This window comes from Humidesulfovibrio sp., from assembly GCF_031082295.1.
GTDB lineage: Bacteria > Desulfobacterota > Desulfovibrionia > Desulfovibrionales > Desulfovibrionaceae > Humidesulfovibrio.
Window position 1 is genome coordinate 216,404 of the sequence record NZ_JAVHLD010000002.1, and the last position, 24,160, is coordinate 240,563.

General features: G+C 62.9%; 20 protein-coding genes. 16 read left to right on the plus strand and 4 right to left on the minus strand.

What is annotated here, in order from left to right; all coding sequences use genetic code 11:
• Window positions 1-15 precede the first annotated feature (15 nt).
• The gene (locus tag RDU24_RS02340) at window positions 16-354 is read left to right on the plus strand and encodes a P-II family nitrogen regulator (protein ID WP_308734113.1); all 339 of its coding nucleotides are present in this window, start codon (window positions 16-18) and stop codon (window positions 352-354) included.
• 285 nt (window positions 355-639) lie between these two features.
• Here the strand turns inward: RDU24_RS02340 and RDU24_RS02345 are convergent, their stop codons facing one another.
• Genes RDU24_RS02345 through RDU24_RS02355 form a run of 3 tightly spaced genes read right to left on the minus strand, consistent with a single transcriptional unit; the run spans window position 640 to window position 6,100 of the window.
• A complete protein-coding gene (locus RDU24_RS02345) occupies window positions 640-4,212 on the minus strand; it encodes an efflux RND transporter permease subunit (RefSeq protein ID WP_308734114.1) in 3,573 nt (1,190 codons plus the stop codon).
• Window positions 4,213-4,269: 57 nt separating this feature from the next.
• Window positions 4,270-5,454 carry an efflux RND transporter periplasmic adaptor subunit gene (locus RDU24_RS02350; protein ID WP_308734115.1) on the minus strand — a complete coding sequence of 395 codons (1,185 nt, stop codon included), beginning with the start codon at window positions 5,452-5,454 and terminating at the stop codon, window positions 4,270-4,272.
• 4 nt (window positions 5,455-5,458) lie between these two features.
• A complete protein-coding gene (locus RDU24_RS02355; protein ID WP_308734116.1) occupies window positions 5,459-6,100 on the minus strand; it encodes a CerR family C-terminal domain-containing protein in 642 nt (213 codons plus the stop codon).
• A 176-nt stretch (window positions 6,101-6,276) separates the two neighbouring features.
• Here RDU24_RS02355 and RDU24_RS02360 point away from each other — a divergent pair, with 176 nt between their 5' ends.
• The 4 genes from RDU24_RS02360 (at window position 6,277) to RDU24_RS02375 (ending at window position 10,048) form a co-directional block, all read left to right on the plus strand.
• Window positions 6,277-7,722, plus strand: coding sequence for a menaquinone biosynthesis decarboxylase (locus RDU24_RS02360; protein ID WP_308734117.1), 1,446 nt, complete (start codon window positions 6,277-6,279; stop codon window positions 7,720-7,722).
• Window positions 7,723-7,846: 124 nt separating this feature from the next.
• Window positions 7,847-8,677 (plus strand): endonuclease, encoded by an 831-nt coding sequence (locus tag RDU24_RS02365; protein WP_308734118.1) that lies wholly within the window; start codon window positions 7,847-7,849, stop codon window positions 8,675-8,677.
• Between the two features lie 88 nt (window positions 8,678-8,765).
• Window positions 8,766-9,332, plus strand: coding sequence for a UbiX family flavin prenyltransferase (locus RDU24_RS02370; protein WP_308734119.1), 567 nt, complete (start codon window positions 8,766-8,768; stop codon window positions 9,330-9,332).
• A gap of 32 nt (window positions 9,333-9,364) precedes the next feature.
• The gene (locus tag RDU24_RS02375; RefSeq protein ID WP_308734120.1) at window positions 9,365-10,048 is read left to right on the plus strand and encodes a metal-dependent hydrolase; all 684 of its coding nucleotides are present in this window, start codon (window positions 9,365-9,367) and stop codon (window positions 10,046-10,048) included.
• Here RDU24_RS02375 and uvrC read toward each other — a convergent pair.
• Complete coding sequence (gene uvrC, locus RDU24_RS02380; RefSeq protein WP_308734121.1) at window positions 10,045-11,871, minus strand: excinuclease ABC subunit UvrC; 1,827 nt, start codon at window positions 11,869-11,871, stop codon at window positions 10,045-10,047. The genes RDU24_RS02375 and uvrC overlap by 4 nt on opposite strands.
• 233 nt (window positions 11,872-12,104) lie before the next feature.
• Here uvrC and RDU24_RS02385 point away from each other — a divergent pair, with 233 nt between their 5' ends.
• The 11 genes from RDU24_RS02385 (at window position 12,105) to RDU24_RS02435 (ending at window position 24,154) form a co-directional block, all read left to right on the plus strand.
• Window positions 12,105-13,577 (plus strand): outer membrane homotrimeric porin, encoded by a 1,473-nt coding sequence (locus RDU24_RS02385; protein ID WP_308734122.1) that lies wholly within the window; start codon window positions 12,105-12,107, stop codon window positions 13,575-13,577.
• Window positions 13,578-13,795: 218 nt separating this feature from the next.
• Complete coding sequence (locus RDU24_RS02390; RefSeq protein ID WP_308734123.1) at window positions 13,796-15,280, plus strand: outer membrane homotrimeric porin; 1,485 nt, start codon at window positions 13,796-13,798, stop codon at window positions 15,278-15,280.
• A gap of 188 nt (window positions 15,281-15,468) precedes the next feature.
• Window positions 15,469-16,953, plus strand: a complete 1,485-nt coding sequence (locus RDU24_RS02395) for an outer membrane homotrimeric porin (RefSeq protein WP_308734124.1) — start codon at window positions 15,469-15,471, stop codon at window positions 16,951-16,953.
• Between the two features lie 173 nt (window positions 16,954-17,126).
• Window positions 17,127-18,434 carry a histidinol dehydrogenase gene (hisD, locus tag RDU24_RS02400; RefSeq protein ID WP_308734125.1) on the plus strand — a complete coding sequence of 436 codons (1,308 nt, stop codon included), beginning with the start codon at window positions 17,127-17,129 and terminating at the stop codon, window positions 18,432-18,434.
• Window positions 18,435-18,485: 51 nt separating this feature from the next.
• Entirely contained in the window at window positions 18,486-19,394 is a 909-nt protein-coding gene (locus RDU24_RS02405; protein ID WP_308734126.1) for a phosphoribosylaminoimidazolesuccinocarboxamide synthase, read from the plus strand.
• 439 nt (window positions 19,395-19,833) lie between these two features.
• On the plus strand, window positions 19,834-20,154 hold the full coding sequence (gene rpsF, locus RDU24_RS02410; RefSeq protein WP_308734127.1) for a 30S ribosomal protein S6: 321 nt from the start codon (window positions 19,834-19,836) through the stop codon (window positions 20,152-20,154).
• Between the two features lie 2 nt (window positions 20,155-20,156).
• A complete protein-coding gene (gene rpsR / locus RDU24_RS02415) occupies window positions 20,157-20,417 on the plus strand; it encodes a 30S ribosomal protein S18 (protein WP_308734128.1) in 261 nt (86 codons plus the stop codon).
• 12 nt (window positions 20,418-20,429) lie between these two features.
• On the plus strand, window positions 20,430-20,915 hold the full coding sequence (rplI, locus tag RDU24_RS02420) for a 50S ribosomal protein L9 (protein WP_308734129.1): 486 nt from the start codon (window positions 20,430-20,432) through the stop codon (window positions 20,913-20,915).
• Window positions 20,869-22,329: a replicative DNA helicase gene (gene dnaB / locus RDU24_RS02425; RefSeq protein WP_308734130.1), complete on the plus strand. Its 1,461-nt coding sequence runs from the start codon at window positions 20,869-20,871 to the stop codon at window positions 22,327-22,329. The genes rplI and dnaB overlap by 47 nt, the downstream gene beginning before the upstream one ends.
• Window positions 22,330-22,358: 29 nt before the next feature.
• Window positions 22,359-23,651 carry a phenylacetate--CoA ligase family protein gene (locus tag RDU24_RS02430; RefSeq protein WP_308734131.1) on the plus strand — a complete coding sequence of 431 codons (1,293 nt, stop codon included), beginning with the start codon at window positions 22,359-22,361 and terminating at the stop codon, window positions 23,649-23,651.
• Window positions 23,651-24,154 (plus strand): DUF456 domain-containing protein, encoded by a 504-nt coding sequence (locus RDU24_RS02435; protein WP_308734132.1) that lies wholly within the window; start codon window positions 23,651-23,653, stop codon window positions 24,152-24,154. Before RDU24_RS02430 ends, RDU24_RS02435 begins: the two co-directional genes overlap by 1 nt.
• Window positions 24,155-24,160 lie beyond the last annotated feature (6 nt).

Here is a 24,160-nt window from a genome sequence, read left to right on the forward strand (position 1 = left end):
TTAAGGAGATTCGCCATGAAGAAGATTGAAGCGATCATCAAGCCGCACAAGCTTGACGAGGTCAAGGACGCCCTGGACAAGGCCGGCGTGCATGGCATGACCATCACGGAGGTGAAGGGCTACGGACGCCAGAAGGGTCATGTGGAAATGTACCGCGGCGCTGAATATCAGGTGGTGTTCAAGGCCAAGGTGAAGATCGAAGTGGTTGTCCCCGACGCCATCACGGCCACCGTGGTTGACTCCATACGCGCAGCCGCCAACACCAACGCCATCGGCGACGGCAAGATCTTCGTCCTCAACGTTGAAGAAGCTGTCCGCATTCGCACCAACGAGCGCGGCGAGACGGCGGTATAGCTCTCCCTCCCATGCGGTGCGGCCGTGCGTGTTGAGGGACGCGCGCGGCCGCCTTTCACTCCGGCCCCTGCCTGTAACGCCCAGGCAGGGGTCTTTCAATGTCCGCGCAACCGCCAGTGGGAGTAATTCCCCCCGGTCCGTCGGCACACTCAGCTCCCAGGCCGCTCAAAAGGGGTCAGATGCGAGGCGCATGAGATTATTCAAGCCCAACACGCATTGCACATACGCGAGGGCTTGAAATCTTTGCGGCAACGCAACGGATGGTGCGTTTCAGCGGCCTGGAGGCTAGTCCACGATCTTCAGGTCAAACGCCGCGATGGAGTACAGCACCGGCACCATGAGCAGGGTGACGAAGGTGGCCACGGTGAGCCCGCCGATCTGGGCGTAGCACAGGGGCTCCCAGAGCGGGCCGCCGTGCAGGGCCAGCGGAATGAGCGCAAAGACCGTGGCAGCCACGGTGATCATGACGGGTCGCAGGCGCATGATGCCCGCGTCGAGGATGGCCATGCGAAGGTCGTCGCCCTCCTCCCGCCGCTCCTCGATGAAGTCGAAGAGCACGATGATGTGGCTCACGATGACGCCCATGAGGCTCACGATGCCGAGGTAGGCCATGAACCCGAAGGGCGCCCGCGCCAGGAACAGCGAGCCGAAGGCTCCGGCCATGCCGTAGGGCACCGCTGCAAAGACGATGAGCGGCTTCACGGCGTTCTTGAACTGGAACAGGAGCGCAAGGTAGATGGACAGGATCGACACGGCCATGACCATGCCCATCTCGCCGAAGCCCTTGGTCTGCTCCTCGTACTCGCCTCCGATCTCTACCTTGTAGCCCGGCGGCAGTTGCGCCTTGAAGGCCTCCAACTGCGGCGCGATGCCCTGGATGACCTCGCTTGAGAGCACGCCGGGCGCGGTGAAGCAGGACACGGTTATGGTGCGGAAGTGGTTGCGCCGGGCAATCTTCTCCGTCTCCAGTCCCCAGGAAACCGTAGAGATTTGGCCGAGCGGCACCTTGCCCGACCCGTCGGCGGAGGTGACGTAGAGGTTCTTGATGTCCTCCATGCCGGCCCGTTCCTCCATGCGCAACCGGGCGAAGACAGGCACCTCGATGCGGCCCTCGCGCATGCTCGTCACCATGAACCCGTTCATGGCCGCCGCGGACGACCGCGCCACGTCCTGATTGGTCACACCGGCCAGGGCGGCCTTGTCCGGGTCGATCTTCAGGTGCGCCCGAAAGATCTCCGCGCCCCAGTTGTCCTGCACGCGGTCGGTGTCGTCCCTGTCGCGGAGGATGCCCTTCAGCTTCTCGGCCTGGGCTCGCAACGTTGGTATGTCATCGCCCGAGAGACGAAGCTGCACGGGGATGCCCACGGGCGGACCGCTCTCCAGCCTGCGGGCGCTGACGCGCACGCCCGGCATCTCGGCCGTGAGCCTGGGCTGCAGGTAGCGCATGAAACCTTCGGTGTCGTGCACGTTGTTGATCTCGAGCAGGATCTGCGCGTAGTTGGGCTGCCCCAACTCCGGCGTCACGGAGAACCAGAAGCGCGGGCCGCCGGCGCCGATGAAGGCTGTCATGGACTTGAGGACCTTGCGATCCTTGCCGCCTTCCTTCGGGTGGTCGATGGCATACTGGGCCGCAGCCTCGCTGATGAGCCGGTCCGCCTTGCGCGCGGCCTGGTCCGTGGCCAGCACCGAGGCGTCCTCGGGCAGCCAGATGTCCACGTAGGCCAGGTGCGAGAGGTCGTAGGGGAAGAACTGGTCCTTGAGCTGGGCCTTCATCACAAAGGCGATGACCACGATGACGAGGGAGACGGCGAGCGCCTTGAAGCGGTGCTCGATGAGCGCGCTGGCCAACCGGTAATAGCGCCCGGTGAGGCCCTGGGTGCGGAGGTCGGACAAGCTCTTGCCAGCGTTCTTGCCGGGCCGCAGCAGGTACTGCGCGATGTACGGGATGAAGGTCATGGACACGATGCGCGAGGCCACCAGCGAACAGCCGATGACCACCGGCAGCGAGTACAGGAAGCGGCCCTTGTCGCCGGAGAGCATCAGGTACGGCAGGTAGGCGACGATGTTCGTGATGGTGGCGTACATGATGGCCTTGGCGAGCTTGGTGGGGCCGAGCCAGGCCGCCACGTCAAAACTCTTGCCAGCGCGAATCTCCAGCTTGATGGCGTCGTTGGCCACCACCGGGTCGTCCACCAGCAGCCCCAGGGCCAGGATCAGCGCGGCGATGGAGATCTGCTGGATGTCGATGCCGAGCAGGTTCATCATGCCAAAGGTCATGGCCAGGGTGATGGGGATAGACAGGGCCATGAGCAGGGCCGAGCGCCACTCGCGGAACCCCACGAAGGACACCAGCACCACCAGGATGATGGCCTCGTAGAGGCTGGTCATGAACAGGTCGACCTTGTCCTCCACCTGCTGAGGCTGGTCCGAGGTGCGCGAAAACACAAGGTCGGCCGGCAGGCGCTTCTTCAGGTTCCCCAGAGTCGCGTCCACCGCCTCGGAAAATTTCCGAATCTGTTCGCCGCTTTTCATGGTGATGGCGATGGTCACGGCGGGCATGCGCGCCCAGTCGCCCTGCGCATTTCGAACGACGTGGTAGTGGCGCTTTGCGGGCGGGCTCAGGTAGCCGCGCTCAATGTCCACCATGTCGCGCAGGTAGGCCAGGGCGCCGTTCTTGGCCCGGCCCACGGCCACACCGCCCAGTTCGTGCTCGTCCGTTATCTCGCCGGAGGGATCCACCAGCATGGACTTGCCTGCGGCCTCCACGACGCCGCCGCCCTGGCGGATGTTGCGCGCGCCAAGAACCTCCTTGATGCGCCAGGGGCCGAAACCATAGGCCGCCAGGCGCTCCTGCGAATAGTTCAGGTACACGGCCTCGTCGCGCACGCCCCAGCGGTTCACCCGTGAGACATCCGGCAGGGCCTGCAAGGTGCGCATGATCTCATCCGTATACGCCTCAAGCTCTCGGTAGCCGTAGCGGCTGCCAACCACAGGAGCCAGCGCCTGCTCGACCTTGGACGGATCGCGCACGATGGCCGGGGGCCACGCGTCCGGGTGGAACTCCGAGGCGCGCAGGCGATCCTCGATGAAACGGTGCACGGCCCCAATGATCTCGGCGTCGTCCTTGTCCGTGCGCATGTCCAGCAGGGCGAGGCCAGGGGTGAAGCTCATGCGCACGTCGCCGCCAAGCCCTTTGTCCGCGAGGTACCGGGCGAAGAGCTCCACCTTGCGGCGCACCGAAGGCTCCGTCGCCGTGGCCGGCAGGACCTCCACCAGCGTCACGCGGCCTGCGTTTTCTCCAGAGGTGGCGTTGTCGGCTCCGCGAAGCTTGAGAATGCCCTGCTCCACCTGCTTTGCGCGCAGGGACAGCTCCACCTCGCCCTCCAACGGGGAGGCCACGGTGAGCATGAGCGTCGTCGCGTCACCGAAATCCTTGATGAAATTGACCGGGCCAGCCCCTTCCGGCAGACCGCTCACAGAGGCCAGCTTGAGGTTCAGGTCGTCAAAAACGTCCGCGGGGCTTTTGATCTCGTCGTACAGCTTGATGATGACAACGGCCAGGCCCGTGCGTGTGGTGGACTCGATGCGGTCCACCTTGTCGTTCTCGGCGATCTTCTCTTCCAGGCGGCGCGTCACCAGATCCTCGACCTTCTCGGCAGAGGCGCCAGGCCAGGAACAGGTCACGGCGGCCACGCGCATGGGGATGTCCGGGTCCTTGCGCTGCGGCATCCGGAAGTAGCTCACGGCGCCCCAGATCATGATCGCCACGAGCAGCACCAGGGCTATTTGCCGATTTTCGACAAAGAAGCGCGCGGTGTTGTGCTTCTCAAGAAGCAGTTTCTCGTCCTTGCCGTGCATGGCAGGTTCCTTGATGGCCCGCCTGACGGGCGGGGTGAGGAGAGATGCGGTCTGGCCTTACGGAACCACAATGATGGCTGCGCCGTCGTTGACCAGCGTGGCCCCGGCGGTGATGACCCGCTCGCCCAGCTTCAGCCCGCCGCGCACCAGCACGCTGCGCCCGGTGACGTCGCCAAGCTCCACGCGGCGCGCCTGCGCCACGGTCTGGCCGTCCTTTTCCGCTGCCACATAGACCATGTACCCCTTGGGGTCGTCGGGCGGGCGCACAACGGACTGCAAAGGAACACTTGCCACGGTCGACGAACCCTCCGCGGTCGGGGACGCTCCCGCGTCCTGTCCGCCGAGCCCCTCAAGACGCACAGTGGCGATCATGCCGTCCTTGAGCAGCGCGTCGGGGTTGGGAATGGTCAGCTCGATGTCGAAGACGCGGCTCTTGGGGTCAGCCGAGGGCGAAACCGCCGTGACCTTGCCGGAGAACTCGCGGCCCGCGAGAGCGTCCACGACAACAGTCAGGGGCGAACCGGGCTTGATGCGCGCCTGCATGGTGTCGGGCACGCCGAACACGGCCTTTACGGACGAGAGGTCCACCAGCACGAAGGCCTTGGTGCCGCTTGAAACCAGGGTGCCGTGCTCCACGCTGCGGCTGGCCACCACGCCGTCCAGGGGCGACTTGAGCTGCGAGTCGGCGAACTGGATGTTGGCCTGCTCCAACTGGGCGCGCGCGCCGTCGAGCTTGGCGCGGGCCACGCCCAGGCGCTCCTGCGAGCGGTCGAACTCGCTCTTGGCAAGATAGCCGCCCGCCACAAGGGACTGCGAGCGCTCGAAATCCTTTTGCGCCTGCACCAGCGAGGCCTTGGCCTCCTCCATGGCGGCGCGGGCCTGGTTGGCGCGGGCGGCGTGGTCCTGCGGATCCAGGCGTGCCAGCACCATGCCGCGGGAGACCTTGTCGCCGGCGCGCAGCTCGCGCTTGGCTCCGTCGGGTCCCGGCACGGCGACGATCTCGCGCACGTAGCCGCCGACCTTGAAGGCCAGCTCCACCTGCTCGCGCGGGGTGATGTTGGCCGAGTAGCGCAGGCCGGAGGCCTCGCCGGCGCCTTCAACGGCCTTCACCCGAACCGGAACCGGGGCGCTGCGGGGCGGCTTGGTCTTGGAGAATGTGTTGGCGGCAACGGCAAGAGCGATGACCAGGATCATCACCCCAACAACCAACGTTTTTCTGCTCACCGGGAGATTCAGCTTCATGGCGCTACTCCTTGAAACCCTTCATGCGCTCAATGCCTGCCAGCGAGTACTCGAAGATGAAGTTCGCCAGCAGCTCCACGCCCAGGCTCTCCAGGGCCATCTCCGGGCACATGCGGCGAATGACGGCCCGCATATGGTCGAACAACAGGCAGTAGCCCACCACCCCCGCCGCGCAGAGGTGCGCGGAACGTTCATCGCTCTCAGGCATCAGCTCGCGCACGATGCCCAGGAGAACCTCATGCTGGGGCATGATGAAGCGCTCCATGATCACGTCGAACTGGTCCGAGGGGTCGATGAACTCCTTGGTGAGGAGCATGCCGAGCTTTTCGTACAGCGGGTCGCCGTCGCCGAGAAACTTGTACAGCAGGGAGCGCACGTAGGCCTTGAGGCGGTCCTTGGCAGGCGCGCCGGGGGCAAGGTCCATGTCGATGGGGAACCGGAGATGCGCGGCTTGCATGTACTCGGCCAGCACGGCCATGAACAGCTTCTCCTTGCTGCCGAAATAGTAGTTCACGGCCGCGACGTTGGCCCCAGCCTTGGCGCAGATGTCACGCACCGTGGCCTCCTTGACCCCGCGTTCGGCGAACACCTCGCGCGCGGCGGCGAGCAACCTCTCCCTCGTTCCGGCGTCAGCTTGATCCTGCATGGCAACCCTCCAAACATCGTTTGACACATGGCGTTAAAACGCTGTTTAATACCGTGTTCATCGCCTGTCAACCGTCTTGCGAAATAAAGGAGCGCACCTTGAGCGGTCACGTTGTCGGCTTGTCAGAGTGCTGGCGCGTAAGGTAGGATGAAAAAAACGACCCCCGCGAGGATTCCATGCCCTACAAGGACTTGCAGGATTTTCTGAAGCATCTGGACAAGAACGGCGAGATCAAGCGCATCGACGCGGAACTCGACCCCTACCTTGAAATCGCCGAGGTCACGGACCGGGTGAGCAAGAAATTTGGCCCTGCCCTGCTCTTCCAGCAGGTCAAGGGGTCCAAGTTCCCGGTGCTGACCAACATGTTCGGCTCCTACAAGCGCATGAACATGGCGCTGGACAGCGAGAACCTGGACGCGCTGGGCGAACGCATCCACGAATACCTGGAGATCGAGCGGCCCGACGGCATCATCAAGAAACTGCAGATGATTCCCAAGCTCTCCAAGCTCACCAACATCTTCCCGGACCACGTGAAGCGCGGCTCCTGCCAGGACGTCGTCCTCACCGGAGACGCGGTGGACCTGTCCATCCTGCCGGTGCTGACCACCTGGCCGGGCGACGCCGGACCGTTCATCACCCTGCCGGTGGTCTTCACCAAGAACCCCGAGACCGGCGTGCGCAACGCGGGCATGTATCGCATGCAGGTGTACGACAAGAACACCACCGGAATGCACTGGCACCGGCACAAGGGCGGGGCCTATCACTACCACCTGGCCGAGAAGCTGGGCAAACGGCTCGAAGTCGCCGTGGCCATCGGCCCGGATCCGGCCGTTACCTATGCCGCCACCGCGCCAATCCCCGACGAGATCGACGAGATGCTCTTCGCGGGCTTTTTGCGCAACCAGCCGGTGGAGCTGGTCAAGTGCAAGACCGTGGACCTGGAGGTTCCGGCCACCAGCCAGTTCGTGCTGGAAGGCTATGTCGATCCCAAGGAGCGCCGCCGCGAAGGTCCCTTCGGCGACCACACGGGCTACTACTCCCTGGCCGACGACTATCCGGTGTTCCACGTCACGGCCATCACTCACAGGAACGACGCCATCTACCCCGCGACGCTCGTCGGCCCGCCCCCAATGGAGGACTGCTTCATGGGCAAGGCCACGGAGCGCCTGTTCCTGCCGCTCATCAAGAAGCAGCTGCCCGAGGTCATCGACATGAACCTGCCGCTGGAGGGGGTGTTCCACAACCTCTGCTTCGTCTCCATCGACAAGCGCTACCCCGGCCAGGCGCGCAAGGTCATGTACGCGCTGTGGGGCATGGGCCAGATGATGTTCACCAAGATCATCGTGGTGGTGGACAAGAACATCAACGTGCAAAACGTCTCCGAAGTCCTCTGGCGCATCGGCAACAACGTCGACCCCAGGCGCGACATCGCCATCCTCGAAGGCCCGCTGGACGCTCTCGACCACGCCTCGCCGCTGGCGTTCTACGGTGGGAAGATGGGCATCGACGCCACCAAGAAAGGCCCGGAGGACGGGCACTACCGCGAATGGCCGAGCACCCTGCGCATGGACGAGGGCGTCAAGGCCAAGGTCGACGCCCTGTGGGACAAGCTGGGGCTCTAGCCGCCCCGGAGCCCGCAACCGCCGCGCAACCGCCGACGCAACCGCACCTCCGTCCCGGCACGGCAAGGCCGACTTGGCCCCCGTGCCGGGACATGTCGCAGGCAACCCAAAGGCATAGAACCGCGTGAGAACCAACGCTCCGAATAGCGCGGCGAAGCGCCTTGCCTCGCTCCTGGCCTGCTGCCTGCTTGCCTTCACGCTGCTGTCCTGCGGCGACAAGGACAAGGCGGAGCGGGAGCCTGGCGAAAAGGCCCAGGAAACCGCGCAGCCCAGGGGCAACACCCGCGAGGACTCGTTCCAGGGCGCCAAGCGGACCCTCGAACGGCTCGTCTACAGCGACCACCGCATCACCTTCTACTGCCAGGCGCCTTTCGGCGAGGATGGCGCGGTCAGCCTGCCGCCCGGATTCACCACGCCGAAGCACCGCGAGCGGGCCAGACGCATCGAGTGGGAGCACGTGGTCCCGGCCGAGAACTTCGGCCGCACGTTCCCGGAATGGCGCGACGGTCACCCGGACTGCCAGGACAGGCGCGGCCCGTTCAAGGGCAGAAAATGCGCCGAGCGGGTGAGCAAGGAGTACCGGTTGATGCAGGCGGACATGTACAACCTCTACCCGGCCATCGGCGCGGTCAACGCCTTGCGCAGCAACTACAGCTTCGCCATGCTGCCCGGTGCGCCCAATTCCTTCGGCACCTGCGCCATGAAGATCGAGGGCAACAAGGCCGAACCGCCGGAGCACGCCCGAGGCGCCATCGCCCGCACCACGAAGTACATGGCCTGGGCGTATCCCCGCTTCAACCTCAGCCGCCAGCAGGAGCAGCTCATGAACGCCTGGGACGACATGTATCCCGTGGATCAGTGGGAATGCACCCGCGCCAGGCGCATCGAGGACAGCCAGGGCAACGAGAACCCCCTGGTCAAGACGCAGTGCCAGCAGGCAGGGCTTTGGCAATAGCAGCGGCGCGACCGTGCGCATTGCAAATCGCGTGGAGTTTCCTTACGCTAGATGTGGCCGGGAATTCATGGTCCGGCAAAGGGAGAATATGACCACGCAACGCATCCTTCTCGCAGTCACCGGGGCCAGCGGCCCGCAGTACGCCATGGCTCTGGCCCGGGCGCTCAGTGGTCGCGAGGACATCGAACTGCACCTGATCTTGTCGGAGGCGGCCAAGAAGGTCATCGCCCTGGAGGCCGACTTCGGCCCCGAGGATCTGCTCAAGCTGGCGCACGCGAGCCATGACGAGAAGAACATCGCCGCAGGCCCGGCCAGCGGCTCCTGGCGGCACGCGGGCATGATCGTGTGCCCCTGCTCCATGGCCAGCCTGGGGGCCATCGCCCACGGCCTGGGAACCAATCTCATTCACCGCGCCGCGGACGTGACCCTGAAGGAAGGCCGCAAGCTGGTGCTGGTCACCCGCGAGACCCCGCTCAACCTTATCCATATAAAGAACATGCTCGCCGCCAAGGAGGCCGGGGCCGACATCGTGCCCGCCAGCCCGGGGTTCTACCACCGGCCCAAGAGCATCGACGACCTGGTGAACCATCTGGCCGGGCGCATCCTCGACCAACTGGGCATCGACAACGCCTTGTTCAAGCGCTGGGGCGAATAGCCGCCAGTTGATGACAGGAAGGAGGAACGGCCATGCTGCTCACCTGGTTCGGACATTCCAACTTCATGCTGCAGGAAGACGGTCTCACGGTGCTCATCGACCCGTTTTTCGAAGGCAACCCCAAGGCTCCCACCGGCTGGAAGAAGTGCATCGGCCACGTAGACGCGGTTCTCGTCACCCATGACCACGGCGACCACGTCGGTCAGGCGGCGGAGATCGCGCAAGGCACCGGGGCCAAGCTGGTGTGCCTTTTCGATCTCGCCCCGAAGATGCAGGCCAGGGGGCTGCACGCGGAACAGGTCCTCGGCATGAACATGGGGGGGACCGTCCACATGGGCGCGTTGCGCGTAAAGATGGTCCAGGCCGTGCACTCCTCGGCCACAGGCTCGCCAGCCGGTTTCATCATCAGCTTTCCCGGCGGGTTCTGCGCCTATCACTCGGGCGACACGGCCCTGTTCTCGGACATGAAGCTCTTTCGCCGCTTTTTCGACATCGACCTGGCCATGCTGCCCATGGGGGGCTGGTTCACCATGGACGCCGTGGAGGCCGCCGTGGCGTGCTCGTTTCTGCACTGCAGGAACGTGGCGCCGATGCACTGGGGCACCTTCCCGATCCTGGCCCAGGAAACCGACGCCTTTGCCGTTGCGCTGAAGGAATACGCGCCGGACACGCATCTCGTTGCGCTGACTCCGGGCGTGCCCGTGGAAGTGGCCTAGCCGTCCTCCGCTGCTGGCGCAGGAGAGCCAAGGGCCAGGACAATGCGAGCGGCCAGGGCCGGGCCGACGCCGCGCACCTGGGCCAAACGCTCTGGCCCGGCCTCGCGCATGGCGTCAAGCGATCCGAACGCGTCCCAGAGCCGTCGCGCCAGGGCCGCCCCAAGGCCCGGGACTTCCAGCAGCGCGCTGTCCAGGCGCTTCTTGCGTCCAGCCTGACGCGTCTTGCTGATGACGAAGCGGTGGGCGGCGTCGCGCACGCGTTGCAGAAACAGCAGCGCCGGACTTCCGGCCTTGAGCGCCACGGGGTTCCTGCGGCCGGGCCGGAACACCCGGTCCTCCAGCTCTCCGGCCCTGCGGCTCGGCCCCTTGGCGATGGACGCGCACTCGAATTCCTCCCCGGCACCGGCCTCGGCAAGCGCGCGCACCACCGCCGCCAGTTGCCCACGCCCCCCGTCCACCAGCAGCAGATCCGGCCAGGGCGGACCGGACTCCACGCGCCGCAACGCCCACTGGGCCAAGGCAGCATAGTCGTCGCCCGTGCCCTCGGCGCCCGGAAGAGCGTAAACCCGGTAATCCGGCTTCACCGCGACGCAGTCCTCAAACACCACCACCCCGGCGCGCACGCTCCCGCCTGCAAGGTGCGAGATGTCGACGCATTCGATGCGCCTGGGCGCGCGCGGCAGGTTCAGGGCGCGCTCCAACTGCCCCGGCACGTCCTGGGAGGAATCGGCGCGGTGGGCAGTGAGTGCAAGGTTGGCGGCCATGTCGAGCAGGCGGCGTTCATCCTCGCCGCGCGGCTTGGCCAGGCGCACCGGGCCGTCACGGCGCTCGGCCAGCAGCTCAGCCAGCTCGCCCGACAACTCTCCATCGGAAATGTCGTGCGACAGCACAATGCGCCCGGGGATGTAGCGCCCCTGGCTATAGAACTGAGGCAGGAAACTCCCCAAGGCCTCAGGGATGTCAGCCTTGCCCAACCCCCGCCAGTGGTAGGTCTTCTGTTCAAGCAGCTGCCCGGCCCTCACGAACAGCATCCCCAGCCCAAGGCCGTCACCAGCGGTAACCACCGCCAGCACATCCCGGTCCAGGGCATCGCGCAGCACCGAGGCCTGGCCTTCCAGCGTCTTCTCGATGGCGGCGATCTGGTCGCGCAGCAGGGCCGCTTCCTCATAGCGCAGCTCCGCTGAGGCCTTAAGCATGCGAGCCTTCAGGTCGCGCACCAGCGAGCCCGAGCGACCGGAGAGGAACTGCTCCACCTGGGCCACCATTTCATGGTAGCGGGCGGGATCGACGGGCAGGCAGCACGGACCGAGGCACTGGCCGATCTGGTGATACAGGCAAGGCCGCACGCGATTCTTGAAGGAGCGGTCTGAACACCGGCGAAGCGGGAATATTTCCCCGACAAGCTTAAGCGTCGCACGCGCAGCGGAAGCCGAGGAAAACGGACCGAAATAGGCGGAGCCGTCGCGCAAGACCTGGCGGGTCATGGTCAGGCGAGGGTATTCGGAACGCTTGTCCAGCTTGAAGAGAAGCGAGCGCTTGTCGTCCCGAAGGACGATGTTGTAGCGGGGCCTGTGCTTCTTGATGAGGCTATCTTCAAGGAGCAGAGCCTCTTTTTCAGTGGAAACAAGCAGCAAATCAATATGGTCGACCTTGCCCAGAAGAGCGATGGTCTTGGGGGCATGGTCCGAACTCGCCCGAAAATATGAGGCAAGGCGCTTGCGCAGGCTTTTGGCCTTGCCGACATAAAGGATCCGCCCGGAGCCATCCTTCATTAAATAGACGCCCGGAGCCTCGGGATAGTCCTGGGCGGAAAATGCTATCATTCTTTTCAGCTCCAAGGAGTTAAGAAATACAATCCGCTGAACAACGTTGGGAAATTTGGTATACAATTAAAAAGTTCCGTGGTGAAAGCTAAAAAACTTGACGGTAAAAAAAATTTAACTTTATTTCAAAAAATGCCTTCTGAGGTATTGAACATCGTCCGAATAGAGGCTAGAAAAGCATCGGTAACGTGGTTCAGGCTCGCGATTAGAACTTCTACCAAAGGAAGGAAAGGATGAACAAGAAATTTGCACTGCTCATGGTGCTGGTGGCTGCCCTGGTCATGGGCACCATTTCCAGCGCCGCCGCAGCCGAGATCAAAGCCAACGGAGCTTGGCAGATCGAAGCTGACTTTAACGTCAACAACGACTTCCAGAAGAAGGGCGGCGTCTCCGAAGACAAGACCTTCAATATCGCTCAGCGCGTGCGCCAGAGCTTCCAGTTCATCGCCAACGAGAACCTGAAAGGCGTCCTCGAAGTCCAGCTTGGCACCGCCAACTGGGGCACCGGCGCCCTGGGCATCGGCGCTGGCCGCTCCGCCAGCCTGACCGCCACTGGCTCCGCCTCCGCTGGTAACGGCAACTTCATGCTCCGCAAGGGCTATGTTGACTTCAAGTGGCCCGGCACCAAGGTCAACTTCCTCGTCGGCTTCCAGAGCCTGTCCCTGCCCTCCGCCGTTGGCGGCGGCAGCCCGGTTCTTGACGACCACTTCGCCGCCGCTGCGGCTGTTGTGCCCGTCACCGACGGCCTGTCCCTGGTTGGTGGCTTCGGTCGTCTTTACGACGCCAACTCTGCCACCTCCACCACCGCTGGCAACCTGTCCGGCTCCCACAACAATGGCGACGTGGCCTTCTTGATCGCCAACGTCGACATGTTCAAGGGCTTCTCCATCAAGCCTTGGGTTGCTTACGCCTCCCTGGGCAAGGACGTCGCTGGTGCCGGCACCGGCGCCACCGCGCTGGCCGGTTTCGCTGGTGCCAACTCCTCCGCCAACGAAGGCGTTCGCGCCTACTGGGGCGGCGCCGCCTTCACCATGACCGCTTTCGACCCCTTCAAGGTCATGGCTGACTTCAACTACGGCAAGGCCACCTGGAACAACCAGAGTTCCCTCAACAACGCCAAGGGCGGCCGTCAGGGCTTCCTGGCCGACATCGCTGTCGACTACACTGGCCTTTCCATGATGACCCCCTCCGTGTTCTTCGCTTACTCCAGCGGTGAGTCCGGAAACAGCACCGATGGTGGCAAGTCTGACCGCATGCCTGTCGTCGGCACCCCGCAAAACTACGCTCTGGGTTCCTTCTGGCTGCAGGGCGGCGACAGCTTGAACATGTCCTACAATGCTCCTTCGACCACCATGGGTTACTGGGCTCTTGGCCTGTCCCTGAAGGACATCAAGCTCATCGACAAGCTGTCCCACACCGTGCACCTGATCTACTTCAAGGGCACCAACGATCCTGACTTCCTGAAGGACACCACTGCTGGCAACGGCGTCACCTACAGCAACTTCCTGACCAACAAGGACTCCCTGTGGGAAGTTGACGTGAACACCAAGTACCAGATCTACGATGAACTGTCCCTGGGTCTGGAACTCGGCTACATCAACCCCAGCTTCGACAAGGACACCTGGGGTGCTGTGAACGCCGACTACAGAAACTACGGCAGCACCTCCGCTTACAAGGCCAGCCTGCTGGTCAACTACAGCTTCTAGTTCTCTGTCACGAGCCTGACCACAGGGCCGACGCGCAAGCGTCGGCCCTTTTCTTTGGTCAACAAATCCCCAAGGCAGCTGAATACAAAAATCCGTACAGTAAAAATATTTTTACTTTGGGTGCTGTTTTCTCTTGATTCTGTCATTTCCGTTTGCTAGAGATCAGTTGAAGAATGGCTGATGGTGGTTCACACAACCGCAAAGAAGGGAAGGATAACATGAAAAAGCTTTACGCGATTGCCTTGCTCGGACTGATGGTCCTGGGCCTGGCTGCGACCGCTTCCGCGGCCGACATCAAAGCCTCCGGCAAATGGCAGATTGAAGCGAACATGCAGAACGCCGACTTCATGGACAAAGGCGCTTCTACCAGCGAAGACAAGACCTTCAACATTGAGCAGCGCGTGCGCACCGCCTTCCAGTTCATCGCCAACGAGAACCTGAAGGGCGTCCTCGACCTGCAGATCGGAGCTGCCAACTGGGGTACTGGCGCACTCGGCATCGGCGCTGGCCGCTCTGCCAGCCTGACGGCCACTGGCGCTGCCTCTGCCGGCAACGGCAACATCATGCTCCGCAAGGGCTATGTTGACTTCAAGTGGCCCGGCACCAAGGTCAACTTCCTCGTCGGCTTCCAGACTGTGTCCCTGCCCGCGGCCTTCGGCGGCGGCAGCGCCATTCTGGACGATCAGGTTGCGGCCGCCCTGGTCAGCACTCCGATCACCGACAACATCTCCCTGCTGGCTGGTTATGCCCGCCCCTACGACACCAACAGCTCCGTCAGCACCACCGCTGGTAACCTGTCTGGTTCCGGCACCTCCGGCGATGTTGTTTTCGCCGCTGTGCCCCTTAACTTCAAAGGCGTGAACGTGACCCCGTTCGCCGCTTACGCCAGCCTTGGCTCCAAGCTTGGCGCCCCCGGCCTGGTTGGCCTGGTTGCCGGCAACAGCACCAGCGGTGAAGGCGCTCGCGCCTACTTCGGTGGTGTCGCCGCCACTGTCACCATGCTCGACAACTTCAAGTTCATGGGCGACTTCAACTACGGCAAGGCTACCTTCAACTCCCTGTCCACCCCCAATCTTGGCAGCACCACCCGCTCCGGTTGGATGGCTGACATCGCCGTTGACTACACTGGCCTGAAGATGATGACCCCGTCCGCCTTCTTCGTGTACTCCTCCGGCGAGAAGGGCAACTCCACCGAGCACGCCGGTTCCAACCGCATGCCCAGCCTTGGCAACCCGCAGAACTGGGCCGTTGGCTCCTTCTTCTTCGGCGACCGCAACTTCATCAACGGCTTCCCCGGCAGCGCTGGCTACGTGCAGCGCGTGATGGGCTTCTGGACCGCTGGCGTGTCCTTGAAGGACATCAAGCTCATCGACAAGATGACCCACACCGCCCACCTCTTGTACGTCAAGGGCACCAACGACAAGAACTCCATCAACGAAGACATGGGCAACAACATCAACCTTGCCAACAACATGAACTACGGCGGCTTCCTGACCACCAAGGACTCCCTGTGGGAAGTGGACTTCAACACCAAGTACATGATCTACGACGAACTGGCTGTTAACCTCGACCTGGGTTACATCAACGCCAACTTCGACAAGGATCTGTGGGGCGCTTCCTCCAAGACCGCTGCTGCTGACTACCAGAACTACGGTAGCAACAACGCTTACAGCGCCCGTCTTGGCGTCGCTTACAGCTTCTAGTTAAGACCAGACCAACCACCTGACGCCTTCAGGGGCCGGAGCATATGCTTCGGCCCCTTTTCCTTTTCAAGTAAAATATTTTGTACAAATCCACGAAACTCGCTTGATTTCCCTTGCATAATCGCATAGGAAGTGTTCACTCACATTGACTCAATTTTCTGAATATAATTCCTGAAGGGGTTGGTAGCATGAAAAAATTCTGGGTTCTCGGACTGGCTGTATTCCTTCTTGTCGCGTCGGCAAGCTTGTCGTTTGGCATGGAGATGAAGGCCAAGGGCTACTGGTGGATCGAAGCCCAGATGAAGCAGGGCTGGGATTTTCTGGACAAGGGCGCCATCAGCGAGGAAAAGCCCTTCAACCTCGAACAAAAGATGCGCACCCAGTTCCAGTTCATCGCCAACGAAAACCTGCGCGGCATTCTTGATACCCAGATTGGCGCCGCCAACTGGGGTAATGGCCTCTTCGGCATCGGCGCTGGCCGCTCCGCCAGCCTGACCGCCGCTGGCGCAAACTCCGCTGGCAACGGCAACATCATGCTTCGCAAGGCCTACATCGAATACCGTTGGCCTAACACCATGACGAATATTTCGCTCGGTTTCCAGACCGTCACCCTGCCTGCGGCCTTTGGCGGCGGCAGCGCCATTCTTGACGACCAGGTGGCCGCTGCGGTTGTGAGCGCTCCCATTACCGACAACGTCTCCATCCTGGCTGGTTACGCCCGTCCCTACGATTCCAACAGCGCTGCAAGCACCACCGCTGGCAATCTTACCGGCTCTGGTACTGCCGCTGATATCGTCTTCGCCGCCGTGCCCCTTACCTTCAAGGGTTACAGCATCACGCCTTTTGCCGCATACGCCAATGTGGGTTCCACTTCCGTGAACGGAAACGGCGCCGGTACAACTGCTGGGTTTGCTTCCGCGAACAGCTCCGCTGGTGAAGGAATCCGCGCCTACTGGGGTGGTATCGCCGCTACTGTGACCGCGCTGGAAAACTTCAAGATCATGTCCGACTTCAATTACGGCAAGGCCACGTACAATAACCCCGTTGCCCAGAACGGCAAGGGCGGTCGCTCCGGCTTCCTGTTCGACTTGGCGGTGGACTACACCGGCCTGTCCATGATGACCCCCCAGGTGTTCTTTACCTACTCCTCCGGTGAAAACGGCAACAGCTCCAAGGGTGGCGGCTCCGAGCGCATGCCCGTGGTCAATGCTCCCCAGAACTGGACCATCGGCTCCTTCTTCTTCGGCGAGCGCCTCGAACTTGGCGGCTCCATCAACAACACCGCTGGCTACACCAGCAACACCCTTGGCTACTGGGCCCTCGGCATGTCCCTGAAGGACATCAAACTTATCGACAAGCTCAGCCATGACTTCAACCTGCTCTACGCCAAGGGCACCAACAACAAGGACTACTTGTACGAGTCCGGCGGCACCGTGCGCAACGCTAACTACGCAGGTTTCCTGACCACCAAGGACTCCTTGTGGGAAGTGGACTTCAACACCCGCTACAAGATCTACGACGAGCTGACCCTGCTGGTGTACACCGGCTACATCCATGCCGACTTCGACAAGGACGTCTGGGGCGCCTCCAGCGTCACCAACGCTGCCGACATCCAGAACTATGGCACGAGCAACGCCTACAAGCTCGGCGTCGGCCTGAACTACTTCTTCTAGACCCAGATAAGCGAGCATGACCATCAGGGGCCGGGACGCAAGTTCCGGCCCTTTCTTCATCGCTCACAGTATTCGCGTCCGACGCTTCGAACTCGACTTTCGAGCCCCCCTGGGGTAGCTTCTCATCACCAATTCAAGGTGCTCATCAACACTTCATGCTATCGAGGTTCCGCATGCCCTGTCGTATTGCCCGCGTCCCTGCCGAGTTGGACTGCCCAAGCGTGCTGGCTTGGCTTAAGGAGCGCAAGGATCCTGGCCTGGATGTTACCGGCACCGTCCGCAACATCCTTGACGATGTTCGCCGGCATGGCGACCAAGCCTTGCGCCGCTATACACGCCGCTTCGATGCGCCCAATCTTCCCGCGCGCATGGGAGTTCCGGTTCGCGCCATCCGCTCAGCGCTCAGGGAAATCCCTGAAGCGGACCTGGACATTCTGCGCGAAGCCATCGCCAATGTTCGAGACTTCCATGCCAGGCAAGCCGAGCAGTCCTGGTTCACCACCGCCCCGGACGGCAGCGTGCTCGGTCAGATGGTCCGGCCCGTCGACCGCGTTGGCCTGTACGTGCCCGGCGGCCAGGGCGGCGAGACACCGCTCATCTCCAGCCTCATCATGAACGCAGTGCCAGCGCAGGTGGCAGGAGTCACGGATATCGCCGTGGTTTCGCCCCCGCGCAAGGATTCGACCCTGAACCCATACATCCTGGCCACCGCCGCCCTGCTCGGCATAACCGAGATACACCGCGCCGGCAGCGCGTGGGCAATCGCGGCCCTGGCCTATGGCACAAAATCCATCCGCCCCTGCGATGTCATCGCCGGACCCGGCAACATCTACGTGGCCACCGCAAAAGCCCTGCTCGTGGGCGAGGTCGGCATCGACATGATCGCCGGGCCGAGCGAAATCGTCATTCTGGCCGACGACACGGCCAACCCGGCCTGGTTGGCCGCAGACATGCTGTCCCAGGCCGAGCACGATCCCCTCGCAGCCGCGTTGTGCATCACGGCGAGCCAAAAGCTTGCAGAAGGTGTGCGCAAGGCGCTGGCAGAGCAACTCCCGAAGCTCTCCCGCAACGATCTGGCCCGCAAGGCCTTGGAGCTCTGGGGTGGCGTGCTCGTGGTTGACTCGCTTGAGGCGGGGCTGGACCTTGTGAACGCCATCGCGCCGGAGCACCTGGAGCTTGCCGTGGACGAGCCCTTCGCCCTGTTGGGCAGGATTCGCAACGCCGGGGCGATCTTCCTCGGCCAGCACTGCCCGGAGCCTGTCGGAGACTACTTCGCTGGTCCGAATCACGTGCTGCCCACCCTTGGCACCGCTCGCTTCTCTTCGGCCCTGTCCGTGCAAACGTTCTGCAAAAAGTCGAGCATCATCGCCACCACGCCGGAGTACCTGCGTCAGCACGGGACCAAAATCGCCCGCATGGCGCACCTTGAAGGCCTGACGGCGCACGCCAGAAGCGTCGAATGCAGACTCGAAGATATCTAAAACAGACCGCTAACGGTCCTAAACCTTTCAGCAAACGCAACGGAGCATGACATGCAATGCGTCATCAACACTGACATCAAGGATTATCCGCTGCTCTCGCGCGGCAAGGTGCGCGACATCTACGAGATCAGCCCGGAGACCCTGCTCATTGTCACCACTGACCGCATCTCGGCCTTTGACGTGATCATGGACGATCCCATTCCGCACAAGGGCGTGGTTCTGAACCAGATCACCCTGTTCTGGATGGAGAAATTCGCAAGCCTCGTACCCAACCACCTTTTGGCGACTGACGTGAAGGACTTTCCCAAGCCCTTGCAGGCCCACGCCGACCTGCTGGAAGGCCGTGCCGTGCTTGTGCGCCGCGCCAAGCCTCTGGCCATAGAGTGCATCGTGCGCGGCTACATCACCGGAAGTGGCTGGAAGGACTACCAGAAGTCCGGCCAGGTCTGCGGCCACACCTTGCCCGTGGGCCTGCGCGAGTCCGACAAGCTCGCCAAGCCGCTGTTCACGCCGTCCACCAAGGCCGAGCTCGGGGAACACGACGAGAACATCTCCGTGGCCGACGCCATGCGCATCACCGGAGAGTCGCTGGCCACCCAGGCCCAGGATCTGGCGCTGTCCATCTACTCCGCCGGGCGCGACTACGCCGAGGGACGCGGCATCATCATCGCGGACACGAAGTTTGAGTTCGGCACCGTGAACGAGGGCGGCAAGGAAGCGTTGATCCTCATCGACGAGGTGCTGACCCCGGACTCCTCGCGTTTCTGGCCCATGAGCGACTATGCGCCCGGCCGCGGCCAGCAGAGCTTCGACAAGCAGTTCCTGCGCGACTGGCTGGAGCAGATAAAGTTCAACAAGCGCCCTCCCGCCCCCAAGATCCCGCAGGAGATCATCGACCAGACCAGGGCCAAGTACCTGGAGGCCTATCGCCTGCTCACCGGGCGCGACCTGGGCGTATAAGGAGCAATCATGGACGCTGGATGGATTCTTCTGGCCGTGGTGGTGGCGTGGTTCGCCATCTCCAGGCTCGTGCCGGGCATGGGCGGGGGCTGAGGCCCCAAGAAGGAGTGCGGCTGGACGCCGCCGAAGGATGCTGACAAGAAGGACAAGAACGCTCCAGACAAATAGCAACCACTGGCAGGATTGAGCGGGATGACGTTGCAAGGCGGTATGGCCGCGCACGCTCAGCTCACGCTGGCGCCTTGACGGAATCTCACTGTTCATTTTGAGTACGTCCGAAAGGCAGGGCTAAGCCCCTGAAACCATGACCTTTGGTTGCCAGCGGACGAGAGCGGGGTCGCCAACAAGGCTTGACAGAGCCGAATTGAGCGAGTAAGAGCACCCCTCTACCTTGCTCTTCCCTTGTGCGGGGAGGGCCAAAGCCCAAAAGGAGATTTACATGCTCAACAACTACGAGACTCTGCTGCTCTTGAGTCCGGAACTGGCGGAGGAAAACCGCAAGGAGATTCTTGGGAATCTCACCGGAATCATCGAGCGCGACGGGGGCAAGCTGACCCTCGTCGATGACTGGGGCATCAAAACCCTGGCCTACCCCGTCCGCAAGCTGACGCGCGGCCACTATGTCCGCCTCGAGTATGTCGCCCCTGGCGCGCTCGTTGCCGAACTGGAACGCAACGTCCGCATCACCGACGGCATCTTCAAGTTCGTCACTGTCCGCCTGGGCGACGCTCCCGCCGCGCCCGCGACCGAGGAGGCGTAGTCATGGCTTTTCGCAAGAAGTTCACCCCGAAGAGGAAGTTCTGCCGTTTTTGCGCGGACAAGAACCTGCCGCTTGACTACAAGCGTGCGGACATCCTGCGCGACTACATCACGGAACGTGGCAAGATCATCGCCCGCCGCATCACCGGTACCTGCGCCAAGCATCAGCGCAGCCTGACCACCGAGATCAAGCGCGCCCGGCAGATGGCTTTGCTGTTCTACACCACCGTGCACAGCACGGACGTCAAGAAGAAGACCGTCTAGGAGGGCATGACCATGAAACTCATCTTGCGCGCCGACGTGGAATCCCTGGGGCGCCTGGGGGACATCGTCGCGGTCAAGCCCGGCTTTGGGCGAAACTACCTGATCCCCCAGGGCCTGGCCATGATGGCTTCCGAGGCCAATCTGAAACAGTTTGAACTGGAGCGCAAAAAGCTGGCCGGACAGGCCGACGCCCTGCGCGCCGAGGCCACCGACCTGGCCACCAAGATCGCTGCCGCCAACGTGGCCATCACGGTGCGCGTGGGCGAGGGCGACAAGCTCTACGGCTCCGTTACCGCTGCCAACATCGCCGAGGCGCTGCTCGAGCAGGGCATCGACATCGATCGCCGCAAAATCGAAATGCCCGACGCCATCCGCGCCCTGGGCGAGTACGAGATCGACATCCGCCTGCACCCCGACGTGAAGGGCGAACTGAAACTGCGCGTGATAAAACATGGACAGCAGGAAAAAGAACCCGAACTTGAGCAGCCCGAGGCATAACAAGGGCAAAAAGCGAGAAGACGGCGCGGAGGCCCTCGAACGGGCCTCCGCCGCTCTTTCGCGCAATGTCCCCCCCCAGAACCTGGAAGCCGAACAGGCGGTTCTCGGGGGGGTTTTTTTACGTAATTCGCTCTTCCACTCCCTGGTGGACCTCGTCACTTCCGACGATTTCTACTCCCCGGCCCACCGCATCATCTTCCGCGCCTTTGAGACCCTGAACGCCCAGAACGCTCCGGTTGACCTTATCACCGTGAGCGAACAGCTCTCGCAGTCCGGTGACCTGGAAAGCGTTGGCGGGCCAGTGTATCTGGCCGAGTTGACGAACTCCCCCGTGAGCGCGGCCAACGCCATGCACCACGCGGCCATCGTGCGCGACAAGGCCGTTGCCCGCAGGCTCATCGAGGCCGCCAGTGACATCATCGGCAACTGCTACGAATCCCAGGACGTGGAAGGGCTTCTCGACCAGAGCGAGCAGGCCATCTTCAAGATCTCGGATGTGCGCAGCAAAACCACCATGCACTCCAGCAAGGACCTTGTAGTCCGGGTCTTCAAGGAGCTGCAGAAGCGCGTGGGTCGGCAGGCGCTGGTCACCGGCACCACCACCGGCTACGACAAGCTCGACGAGATGACCGCCGGCATGCAGAACTCCGACTTGATCATCGTCGCCGGCCGCCCCAGCATGGGCAAGACCGCGTTCGCCCTGAACCTGGCGCTGAACGCGGCCATCAAGGGCGAGACGCCCACGCCCACAGCAATTTTCTCGCTGGAAATGTCCATGGACCAGATCATGATGCGTCTGCTGTGCTGCCAGGGCAAGGTGGACCTGGGCAGCCTGCGCCGCGGCTATCTGGAGGACAAGGACTGGGCCGACCTGTACGAGGCGGCCGATGTGCTCTCCAAGGCGCCGCTTTTCGTCGATGACACGGCTGCGCTCTCGACCATGGAGCTGCGCGCGCGCTGCCGCAGGCTCAAAAGCGAGCACAACCTGGGACTGGTGGTGGTGGACTACCTCCAGCTCATGCGCGCCAGCCGCGACATCGACTCCCGCGAACAGGAAATCTCAGACATTTCGCGCAACCTGAAGGCCTTGGCCAAGGAACTGAACATCCCGGTCATCGCGCTCTCGCAGCTCAACCGCAAGGTCGAGGAACGCAGCGACAAGCGCCCCATGCTTTCCGACCTTCGCGAATCCGGCGCCATCGAGCAGGACGCCGACGTCATCATGTTCATCTACCGCGATGAGGTCTATAACAAGAAGGAAGGCAACCCCAAGGCGGGCGTGGCCGAGATCATCATCGGCAAGCAGAGAAACGGCCCCGTCGGCGAAGTCGAGTTGCACTTCCTGAAAAATTACAGTAGATTTGAAAACCTTACAGCTACGCCATATCCTTCGGAATATTTCCAGTCCAGCTGACACGAAACACCGCGCCTGAGGGGGAGCACATGCATTACGAAGCCGCAGAGGGCCTGGCCAAAGAATCCCTACGGAAACTGCAGACCGAGCGCCTCAAGCGCACCATCTCCACCTGCATGCGCTCCAGCTTCTACGGTTCCCGCCTGGGCGCGCTGAACATCCGCCCTGAAGACTTCACCTCCCCAGACGACATCAGGAAGCTGCCCTTCACCACCAAGGACGACCTGCGCGGCAACTACCCCTACGGCCTGCTCTGCCAGCCCATGGACCAGTATGTGCGCCTGCACGCCAGCAGCGGCACCACGGGCACGCCCACCGCGATTTTCTACACCCAGAACGACATCGATTCCTGGGCCGGGCTTGTCGCCCGCTGCATGTACGCCGTGGGCCTGCGCAAGGGCGACGTGTTCCAGAACATGAGCGGCTACGGCCTGTTCACCGGCGGGCTGGGCATCCATTACGGCGCCGAGCGCCTGGGCCTCCTGACCGTTCCCGCGGGCGCGGGCAACTCCAAGCGCCAAGTCAAGCTTCTGCGCGACTTCAACGTCTCCGGCATCCACATCATTCCGTCTTACGCCCTGCACTTCGCGAATTTCCTGAAGCAGGAAGGCATCGACCCCAAGAGCCTCAACTGGCGCATTGCGCTCATCGGCGCGGAGCCCCACACCGAGGAGATTCGCCAGCGCATTCAGGATCTTCTGGGCATCAAGGCCTACAACTCCTACGGCCTGACCGAGATGAACGGCCCGGGTGTGGCCTTTGAGTGCGAGAAGCAGGCGGGCATGCACCTCTGGGAAGACGCCTACATCGCCGAGATCATCGACCCCGAGACCGGCGAATGGGTCAAGGAGGGCGAGGTGGGCGAGTTGGTCATGACCACGCTCTGCCGCGACGGCATGCCCCTGCTGCGCTACCGCACGCGCGACCTCACCCGGTTCATCCCCGGCGACTGCGCCTGCGGCCGCACCCACAGGCGCATCGACCGCATCACCGGCCGCGCGGACGACATGCTCATCATCAAGGGCTGCAACATCTACCCCATGCAGATCGAACAGGCCCTCATGTCTCTGCCCGAGGTGGCGCAGAACTACCTCATCGAGCTCTTCAAGGAGGGCGAGATGGACCAACTGCGCATCAAGGTGGAGATCAAGGACGAGTATTTCGTCGAGGACATGCGCGCACTGACCGCCTTGCAGAAGAAGATCGCCTCGCGCCTGCGCGACGAGGTCCTCGTCACGCCACGTGTGGAGCTCGTGCAGCACGACTCCATCCCCAAGAGCGAGGGCAAGGCCGTGCGCGTGGTTGACCTCAGGGACAAGTAATGGACCTGCTCTGGGGCCTCAGCGTCGGCCTCGTCCTGTTCTGCTTCCTCTGGCTCAACCTGCTTTCCCTGCCGGGCAACTGGCTCATGCTGTCCATCCTCGCCCTGGCGGCGTGGATCGTCCCGGAAGGCCGCATCGACTGGAGCTTCGTGGGCTACATGGCAGCTCTGGCCCTGCTGGGCGAGGTGCTGGAGATCGCAGCCCAGGTCATTGGCGGCAAGAAGCACGGGGCCAGCAAGGCGGGCAACCTGGGCGGCATCGTGGGCAGCATCGGCGGGGCCATCCTGGGTGTGCCCTTCGGCCTTGGCCTGGGCAGCCTGGTGGGCGCGTTGCTCGGCGCCTGGGTCGGTTGTTTCGTTGTCGAGCGCCTGCGCCACCCTGACCCCACCGCCGCCTCCGCGGCCGCCTGGGGCGTCTTTTGGGGCCGCAGTTTCGGCCTTGTGGGCAAGCTGGCCATAGGGGCCACCATCATCGTCATGAGCATCAGCCGGTTCGTGGCCTAGCGCCCG

What these genes read in the sequence shown, in the direction of transcription:
- RDU24_RS02360 (WP_308734117.1), top strand. Translation starts at nt 6,277, where the DNA reads ATGCCCTACAAGGACTTGCAGGATTTTCTGAAGCATCTGGACAAGAAC.
- RDU24_RS02345 (WP_308734114.1), bottom strand. Translation starts at nt 4,212, where the DNA reads ATGCACGGCAAGGACGAGAAACTGCTTCTTGAGAAGCACAACACCGCG.
- RDU24_RS02385 (WP_308734122.1), top strand. Translation starts at nt 12,105, where the DNA reads ATGAACAAGAAATTTGCACTGCTCATGGTGCTGGTGGCTGCCCTGGTC.
- rpsR (WP_308734128.1), top strand. Translation starts at nt 20,157, where the DNA reads ATGGCTTTTCGCAAGAAGTTCACCCCGAAGAGGAAGTTCTGCCGTTTT.
- RDU24_RS02435 (WP_308734132.1), top strand. Translation starts at nt 23,651, where the DNA reads ATGGACCTGCTCTGGGGCCTCAGCGTCGGCCTCGTCCTGTTCTGCTTC.
- RDU24_RS02430 (WP_308734131.1), top strand. Translation starts at nt 22,359, where the DNA reads ATGCATTACGAAGCCGCAGAGGGCCTGGCCAAAGAATCCCTACGGAAA.
- RDU24_RS02350 (WP_308734115.1), bottom strand. Translation starts at nt 5,454, where the DNA reads ATGAAGCTGAATCTCCCGGTGAGCAGAAAAACGTTGGTTGTTGGGGTG.
- rpsF (WP_308734127.1), top strand. Translation starts at nt 19,834, where the DNA reads ATGCTCAACAACTACGAGACTCTGCTGCTCTTGAGTCCGGAACTGGCG.
- uvrC (WP_308734121.1), bottom strand. Translation starts at nt 11,871, where the DNA reads ATGATAGCATTTTCCGCCCAGGACTATCCCGAGGCTCCGGGCGTCTAT.
- dnaB (WP_308734130.1), top strand. Translation starts at nt 20,869, where the DNA reads ATGGACAGCAGGAAAAAGAACCCGAACTTGAGCAGCCCGAGGCATAAC.
- RDU24_RS02395 (WP_308734124.1), top strand. Translation starts at nt 15,469, where the DNA reads ATGAAAAAATTCTGGGTTCTCGGACTGGCTGTATTCCTTCTTGTCGCG.
- RDU24_RS02375 (WP_308734120.1), top strand. Translation starts at nt 9,365, where the DNA reads ATGCTGCTCACCTGGTTCGGACATTCCAACTTCATGCTGCAGGAAGAC.
- RDU24_RS02405 (WP_308734126.1), top strand. Translation starts at nt 18,486, where the DNA reads ATGCAATGCGTCATCAACACTGACATCAAGGATTATCCGCTGCTCTCG.
- rplI (WP_308734129.1), top strand. Translation starts at nt 20,430, where the DNA reads ATGAAACTCATCTTGCGCGCCGACGTGGAATCCCTGGGGCGCCTGGGG.
- RDU24_RS02390 (WP_308734123.1), top strand. Translation starts at nt 13,796, where the DNA reads ATGAAAAAGCTTTACGCGATTGCCTTGCTCGGACTGATGGTCCTGGGC.
- RDU24_RS02370 (WP_308734119.1), top strand. Translation starts at nt 8,766, where the DNA reads ATGACCACGCAACGCATCCTTCTCGCAGTCACCGGGGCCAGCGGCCCG.
- hisD (WP_308734125.1), top strand. Translation starts at nt 17,127, where the DNA reads ATGCCCTGTCGTATTGCCCGCGTCCCTGCCGAGTTGGACTGCCCAAGC.
- RDU24_RS02340 (WP_308734113.1), top strand. Translation starts at nt 16, where the DNA reads ATGAAGAAGATTGAAGCGATCATCAAGCCGCACAAGCTTGACGAGGTC.
- RDU24_RS02355 (WP_308734116.1), bottom strand. Translation starts at nt 6,100, where the DNA reads ATGCAGGATCAAGCTGACGCCGGAACGAGGGAGAGGTTGCTCGCCGCC.